At 57.5% G+C, this 7,278-nt stretch carries 7 protein-coding genes; 4 read left to right on the plus strand and 3 right to left on the minus strand.

The features are described 5' to 3' along the window. Positions 1-436: 436 nt before the first annotated feature. Positions 437-4,132, plus strand: coding sequence for a CHAT domain-containing protein (locus CJ255_RS20410; RefSeq protein ID WP_097645924.1), 3,696 nt, complete (start codon positions 437-439; stop codon positions 4,130-4,132). Between the two features lie 12 nt (positions 4,133-4,144). Then, on the plus strand, positions 4,145-4,930 hold the full coding sequence (locus tag CJ255_RS20415; protein WP_124682032.1) for a hypothetical protein: 786 nt from the start codon (positions 4,145-4,147) through the stop codon (positions 4,928-4,930). A gap of 21 nt (positions 4,931-4,951) precedes the next feature. Here the strand turns inward: CJ255_RS20415 and CJ255_RS20420 are convergent, their stop codons facing one another. Continuing rightward, positions 4,952-5,347, minus strand: coding sequence for an RpnC/YadD family protein (locus CJ255_RS20420; protein ID WP_097645926.1), 396 nt, complete (start codon positions 5,345-5,347; stop codon positions 4,952-4,954). A gap of 189 nt (positions 5,348-5,536) precedes the next feature. Here CJ255_RS20420 and CJ255_RS24220 point away from each other — a divergent pair, with 189 nt between their 5' ends. Next, the gene (locus CJ255_RS24220; protein ID WP_217352507.1) at positions 5,537-5,719 is read left to right on the plus strand and encodes a DUF262 domain-containing protein; all 183 of its coding nucleotides are present in this window, start codon (positions 5,537-5,539) and stop codon (positions 5,717-5,719) included. A 112-nt stretch (positions 5,720-5,831) separates the two neighbouring features. Next, entirely contained in the window at positions 5,832-6,236 is a 405-nt protein-coding gene (locus tag CJ255_RS20430) for a hypothetical protein (protein WP_217352508.1), read from the plus strand. 15 nt (positions 6,237-6,251) lie between these two features. On the opposite strand, the gene CJ255_RS23820 is transcribed toward CJ255_RS20430, so the two are convergent. Together CJ255_RS23820 and CJ255_RS23825 are read right to left on the minus strand one after the other, a co-directional pair. Beyond that, positions 6,252-6,818, minus strand: a complete 567-nt coding sequence (locus CJ255_RS23820; protein ID WP_097645928.1) for a hypothetical protein — start codon at positions 6,816-6,818, stop codon at positions 6,252-6,254. Then, the coding region (locus CJ255_RS23825) for a hypothetical protein (protein WP_165774853.1) at positions 6,805-7,278 on the minus strand (474 nt) is incomplete at its 5' end. The genes CJ255_RS23820 and CJ255_RS23825, both read right to left, overlap by 14 nt.

Consider the following 7,278-nt stretch of genomic DNA (forward strand, 5'->3'; position numbering starts at 1 on the left):
TTGCAGATTGCCGAACATGGCGTCCCAATGGGCTTTAGCGTTCTTGATCATGCGGCATGTTCAAGGGTAATTGGTATTAGGTTTGGTTGTACTAGTATTGAGATGTCATAGTACGCTTGTATTCTACCGCCCTGTGGGGGCGCGTCAAGCTAATACGATGGTGGCGCTATGCTTTATGGTACACTGAAGCCGCCGCACGGAGGGTTATGGCTGGCATGCTTAGAGAGATTTTGGAATAAATGGTCTGCAAGATCAACGAGAAGAGAGACAGAGGATTGAACCACAGAGGCACCGAGGGCACAGAGTTTTTGATGGATGGAATGTCAACATGGTGGTTGCTGTGCCGTAGACCTCTCTGTGTTCTCTGTGTCTCTGTGGTTCAATCCTCTGTCTCTCGTTCAACACGCTCGCCCTCCCCTAACTAAGGTTCCCTGCAATGAGTCAGTTTGAAGATATGTTGGTGCGCGTGCAGCGCGCCACCCAGGCGGGCCAGGCAGTTCACTATACGGTTGAACTCTGGCTTCAGGGTGGGCGGCGCTTGCAGAGCCAGGCTGAGTTGGCGTTGGCCGATTTTATTGAACCAACCCCTGGCTCACCGCAGGCGGTGGCGGTGGGGTTCGATCTCTTTAATCGGCTCTTCAGTGGCCCTCTTGCGGTCGCCTTCCAGCAGGCGTGGGCGGCGCTCAATGCGCGTGGCCGCACGCTGCGTCTGCGCTTGGCGCTCGATCCCGCTGCCCCTGAGTTGCACGCGATTCCTTGGGAACTCATGTATTTTGATGATAGCGGGGGGCTTGCGCCGCCGCGCCCGCTGGCGATTGATGCGCGGGTGGCCTTTTCGCGCTATATCGAGAGTGCCCGTTTTGATGAGGGTCAGCCGGTGGCTGAACGTCCGGTGCGTCTGCTCTTGGCGATTGCTACGCCCAATGATTTGCCGCGCTGGAATTTGGCTGAACTGGATCGCGCTGCTGAAGAGCGTGATTTTCGGACCCGCTTTAGTGCTGTGGTCGCTTCGGGCCAGTTTCGTTGCGATGTGTTGCCCACCACCACCGCGCCGATGCTGCAAGAGTCGTTGCAGCGTGGCACGCTAGAGCAGCAGTCGGCACGGGGCTATGATGTGCTGCTCTATCTGGGCCATGGGTTGCACCACGCTGAACTGGGTACCCGCTTGGTGCTTGAACATCCCGCCAATGGCCATGTGGCGCTCTACGATGGCGCTGAGTTGATTGACTTCCTCAAGCAACTGCCGGCCTCCCATCGCCCGGTGCTGATCATCTTGGTGGCGTGCAATAGCGCGGTGGCAGGCACGCTCAATAGCTTGGCGGCGCGCCTCCTGACCGATGCGGGGGTTCCGGCTGTGTTGGCGATGCAGCGCCTCGTGGAAATTGGTCTTGCCCGGAGCTTTACCCACCAACTCAGTGAGCATCTGCTGCGCGATGGGGTGATTGATCGGGCTGTGAATATGGCGCGGCGCTGGGTCTTTCAGGCTGAGGATCTGGGTTGGAGTACGCCGGTTCTCTATATGCGTAACGCCGAGGGGCGGCTCTTTAGCCCCAATGCTCAGTTGGAGTATGTGAGCCAGGTGTTGCGCGATCCTGCCTTTGCCCGTTGGGGCGGTGCGGAGTACATTGAGGTTGGTGTATTGGCGGTGGCCCCCGGGCAGGATTGGAATCTACTGCGCGCCCGCCCCGAGGATGCCCCTGCGGTTGTGGGCGCACTGGAGGCGCTGGATCGGGCTTTGGGCATGGGGCTGCGCCCATTGCGCCGCCGCGATGAGCAAGAGGGTCGCCGTACCACCAACTTGGCGGCGCTGATTGGGCCGCCTCAGTCGGGTCAAACAACGGTGCTGCGCCGGTTGGCCTATGAGTTGGCTGAAGCCACCACCAATGACGTCAGTCGGCCCCTCGGCATCTTTCTTTCGCTCACTGGCTATGAGCAACTGCGTGGCCCGCGCCGTCTCGAACGCTACATCATTGAACAGGCGCGTACTGAGGTGCCCTCCCTGGCGGAACAATTGACCAGCATCTTTCGCCCTGATACGACGCAACGTGATGCTCACGCGGGGCCACACTTTATCTTCCTGCTCGATAATCTCGATGAAATACCGGATCGCCACCGGATAGATTTGGCGCGTGAACTGCATATGCTGGCCACACGCTTGCCCCAGCAACGCTTCATTGTCACCTCGGCAGAGGATAGCTTCCCCGGCCAGATCATGAGTCGCGCCCAGGTCTTTGTCATCCAGATGCTCAATGAGCATCAGATTTTGCGCTACCTGCGGCAACGGGATGAGCGGATTGCGCTACGCATTTTCCAGCAGATCCGCGCCAATCGCCTGCTGAAACTGGCGGGCGATCCGAGCCTGTTGGCGCTGATCTATGAACTATTGGCGAGTGATGCCCAAGCGGTGCTGACGCGCAACCAGTTGGTGCAGGACTACCTGGATCGTATGTTGGCAACGATTGATCCACGCTACAGCCAGGGCGATGCTGCGCGCGAGGGCCTGATTGCGCTGGCCTGGTATAGCCGTTGGAACCATCGTGAGCAGATTCCGTTGCGCGATCTCTTTCGCATCCTGGGCCAAGTGCGGCGTCAGCGCGACTATAGCCTCGAAGAACTCTACGCCATGCTGCGCCAAGCGCGCCTGCTGACGGGCGTGGGCCAACATGCGGCCCGCTTTGTCAACCCGCTGCTGCATGCCTATTGTGCGGCGGTGGCGCTCAGCCAGAGCGCTGCGGCGAACCGCCTGCCCGACATCATCGCCATGTGTGCCAACCCCGAGTTGCTGAGTTGGTGGGAGGATGTACTCTATGCGCTTGCCGGGCTGCTCTCCAACCCAACCCTACTCTTTGAGCAATTGGCGGCAGCCACGCGCGCGGGGGGCAACACCCATGCCCTCTTGGCCGCCCGTTGCCTTGAAGCCTCGCCCAAGGCGCAAGAGGATGACCTACCGCCAGCCCTACGCAGCGAACTGCTCGATGCCTGCGTATTGCGCTTGCGGAGCGAGCGCGAACCCTCGGCAGAGCGGCGCGAGCAGATCGTGGCAGCGTTAGGGCGCTTGAGCTACCAACAGGTGCGTCACGAGTTGCGGCGGATTCTGGTTGAAAAGGTACGCCCATCGTTTCATGGCATGCGCTACGAATATACGAATGTACGCATTGCCGCCGCCCGGGCGCTACGCAACATCTACCTGCTGCCTATGGGCGCAACGCCAGCCCCAGCCCCAGAGCCGGGCCAGCCCTTGGTACTCACCCGCTACGAAGATGAGGTCACACTACATGATCGCTCCTCTACCCGGCCCCACGCAGAGCCAGCAACGCACCAAGCGCATGCTGATGATGCCATGTTGGAGCGCATGATGCACATCTGGCTCAAAGGCACCGACGGGCGCGCCGAGTTTCGTGACCTATTGCGCAACTCTACATCGGCCCCAGAGCGCGCCTTGGCCGCCTTTGCCCTCGGCGACATGGTGGACGAACCGGGCCAAAAGTTGCTCGATGCGCGCCAACTGCTGCGCGTCATCCTCAGCCCAGTTGACCAAGAAGAACATGAGATCGACGAAGATTGGCAGGATACCATGTGGGCTGCGGCTGATGCCCTCACGCTCTTTGATCCCGAACAGGTCGCACCGCTGCTTACGGTGCTAATCAGCCGTAATGAGGCTATTCCCGATAGCGCAGCCCAACAACTGGCCTACGTAGCCGGGCGGGTGCGTGCCAACAATCCAGAAGTGATCGATTGGCTCATTCGCCTCTTGGTGACCAACCCAAGCCAATCGCTCAAGGCGAAGGCGTTACAATCGTTAGCCTGGATGGGCATGGGCATTCCCTCTGTGCGCCTGCGCCTTAGCGATGGGCGCAACGGCCCAACCCTCAAGACCATCATCCAGCACATTGCTGCCGGACGGCCAATCCATGGCCTGCAACTGGGCAGCTTCGATGTGCGCTTGCGCGAAGATGATCCGCCGGACACACCGCTCTACCTGCGGCGCAAAGCTATCGAGGCGCTCGCCTGGATTGGCGATGTTGCCACCCTGCGCGACCTGGGCACAAGTTTTCAGCATTGGCCCATTGAGTTGCGCGAGCAGTGGTATGTAGCGGCTGCAACGATCAAGCGTCGTCTGGATGTTGGGTAGGAGCGCAATGTGTTGAAACAGATCCTTTTGCTCTTGCTGCTCTTCGTGCTCGTTGCATGCAGCGAACCAATAGCCCCCGTAGAGCCAGCGCAGCCAACGGTTGAGCCGACCGTCACGAGCGTGCCTAGCGCCACCCCCGATCGCACAGCGACAGCCCAGGTCCAGGCCGCAACGGCAACCGCAGTGGCCCTAGCGAGCGAGGCGGCGATCATGGCAACCGCCGAAGCGGAAGCGCTCTTCGCCCAAGCGACCCTCATCTTCCGCGACGAATTTGTAGACAACCGTAACGCTTGGTATACCGGCGTATTTCAAGAGATCGAGACCAACACAATTGAAGACGGCGTCTTCAAAGTCCACTGGTCAGGGCGCGGCACATCCTACGAACTCTACATGGTACGCGAATTGGGCAATATGATCGCCGAAGCGGAGTGCCAGATCATCGCGGGAGCACGCGACGCCAGTTGCGGCCTCATCTTTGGCCAACGCGAAGACATTGGCTACTACAAATACGAAATTTTTAGCGACTACTACCGGCTCTTCCGCGTACCCGTGATTGGCGAGCCAATCACACTGCTTGAAGGCAACCCCGCCGAACTTTGGCAAGCAAACGCAGCAAATCACCTCCGCGTCATCCGCGAAGGCGAACATATCAGCATCACACTCAACGAGGTGTTGCTCGGCGCAGCCACAGACGCCACCTACTTAGAGGGCAAAGTCGGTGTCACCACCAGTTCCTACAGCGACGAAGGCAACGTCGAACTCTGGTTTGACCATTTTGCCATCTGGGAATTGCCGTAGTAAAGCCTAACGGCGTCGGTATTACAAGCCTCGCTCCAAATGGGAGAGCGTTGCGTTGGCTTCGACCGGCTCAGCCAACAAGCCAACGGTGCCCACTCCGGCCCCACCTACATACCATACCACACTGGTGACTGGCATGTCTGGGTAGGTCGCAGCGAGCCGCGTCCGGTACTCGAGCATGCGAATTGGCATTGGGCGGTCGCTGCCGCGTCCTTGAAATTCGAGGTGCAGAATCTCCTCACTACCATCCTCGAGCGTGACAAAAAAGACGAGATCGCTATCCAATGCCTGCGCTGGCGGCACAAGGTTGCTTGAACGCGTTGTGGCTTCGCGCACCGGGCGCTCTAGCAGCCACGCGGCGACATCGTTGGCAGCCAAGTTCACCAAGCGTTTCAGGGGGTTATCGGTTTTTGCCATATGGCCCTTGCGACAGATGGCCCATGATCATTTCATGGGCTCTACTTCATGTACCGTTCCAAGGGGCCAAAAGATACGGTCGGGTGGGGAAATTGGGCGAAATTGGGCTGAAATAGCCATGGTTGCTTCTCATTTGTGCTATAGTATCTATGTAAACTATGGAATATCTTCTGAGAAGAGATCAGCATCATGCACGATACCCAATCTCGCACCGAATCACTGCTCGATACGGTACGTGGTATTCAGAAAAAGACGATTATGCTTCCAGAGTTTCAGCGCGACTTTCGCTGGGAACTCGATCGTACCTACGATCTCTTCGACTCGCTGGTCAAGGAGATCTTCATTGGCACGATCATCTACGGCAAGCCATAGTTTGGCATGACTCTCCGCGAGATCGATACGCGCCCACGTAAGGGGCGCGGGAGCAATGCGAAGCTTGTGCTGCATCACATCAGCAGTAATGAGATGAAGCTCCGCACAGTTGATGGATTCTGTGGTCAACCGCACCCTCATCCCCCGAGGTCTCAACATCCGCATCGGCAAACGTGCGCCCTATGACTACCTCAATGAATTGCGCACCAAACAGAATGCACAGCTTGCCACTTGCTTAGAGAGCCATCTCATGCCAGCGGATCTACTCACCGAGCCGATCTGGAACAGTATGTTTGGCGAATTCATGGCCGAACGCGCCCGCAAGATTTATGCGCTGATTGAGCATTATGCAATCACTCCGCTCAACGAGATGGCTAAAACCTATGGCAGTGATGGCGAAATCGATAGTGAAGAGCAAGCCCTATCTACTCCCACGTCTATCTTGAACGTACTGGACAGCCATTGGGTACACTGCGTAAGCAGCCGAATGGCGAGAGGTAAGGGAAAGGGTACGTGAGGGAACCAGGTTCCCTCACGCACCCCTGCTGCCAAATTTTTGCAACAACCAGACACACGCCAACTTTAGCGGCGTCAAGTCATCAATGATGCCTTGCTGTCGCTCTTTTTTGATGAGACTGCGTATCTTCTGCTCACTTACCCCCATGCTCACCGCAATGCCCTTCAGATTCATGTTGTTCTGCTCTAGCTCTTCAATTACTGCAGCTAAGGCAAGACTGCGTACAACACTGTGAATGCGTTCCGGTGTTGTAGCTGCGCTGACATCGGCCATGGTGTACTTGGGGATCGCGGTGAACGTTTCAGGATAAAGCAAGAAGGCATGGGCTAGGGCTTCGCAATGGTGGCAATAGCCACTTTTGCCAATGTAGCAACTACACGTTGCGCTTACGTTCTTATTGCCTGGGAAGATAGAGACGCGATATATGCCATGGTTGCCTTGCACTTTTGCGTACACACCCTGACGCAACGTGAACGCATCAAAGAATTGGCCAACATAGGTTTGGGCTTTACCAGAAATAGTGCTGTGCCAACGCGCTTGGAGTATCTGCTCTACGATCTCTTTGGGGTTACTTGTGGTCATAGCCTCGCTCCAAATGGGAGAGCGTTGCGTTGGCTGAGCCTGTCGAAGCCAACGCAACGCGACATTTGTTCCCCTGTTCCCTTGTTCCCCTGTTCCCCAGTTCCTCAGTTCCCCAGTTCCTCAGTTCCCCAGTTCCCCTGTTCTTCTGCTCTTCCATCCACCGCTCCAACTCATCGCCGTAACTATCATACTGCACGATCTGTTCAGCCATCGCGGCAACCTCCTTATCGGTACAGAGCGTAAGAAATTCGATCAACAACAGTCTTTGCAGTTCGCCACTTGTCCCCGTAACGATCTGCTCTACCGCTTGGCGCAACGTGGGCTCAGGATTGCGAAGCCGCGTCTGACCAATCAGCGCCGCGAGCGCCGGACGATTCAAGGCCAAGAGCGCCTCGCCATCCAGTCGCCACAGGTGGATCACGTTGTTGGCTTCGACAAGCTCAGCCAACAACATGTGACG

The organism is Candidatus Viridilinea mediisalina, from assembly GCF_002532535.1.
Taxonomy (GTDB): Bacteria; Chloroflexota; Chloroflexia; order Chloroflexales; family Chloroflexaceae; genus Viridilinea; species Viridilinea mediisalina.

Bases quoted from the DNA above. Each gene is read 5' to 3' on its own strand.
- CJ255_RS24220 (WP_217352507.1), top strand. From the start codon at position 5,537: ATGCACGATACCCAATCTCGCACCGAATCACTGCTCGATACGGTACGT.
- CJ255_RS20410 (WP_097645924.1), top strand. From the start codon at position 437: ATGAGTCAGTTTGAAGATATGTTGGTGCGCGTGCAGCGCGCCACCCAG.
- CJ255_RS20430 (WP_217352508.1), top strand. From the start codon at position 5,832: ATGGATTCTGTGGTCAACCGCACCCTCATCCCCCGAGGTCTCAACATC.
- CJ255_RS20420 (WP_097645926.1), bottom strand. From the start codon at position 5,347: ATGGCAAAAACCGATAACCCCCTGAAACGCTTGGTGAACTTGGCTGCC.
- CJ255_RS23820 (WP_097645928.1), bottom strand. From the start codon at position 6,818: ATGACCACAAGTAACCCCAAAGAGATCGTAGAGCAGATACTCCAAGCG.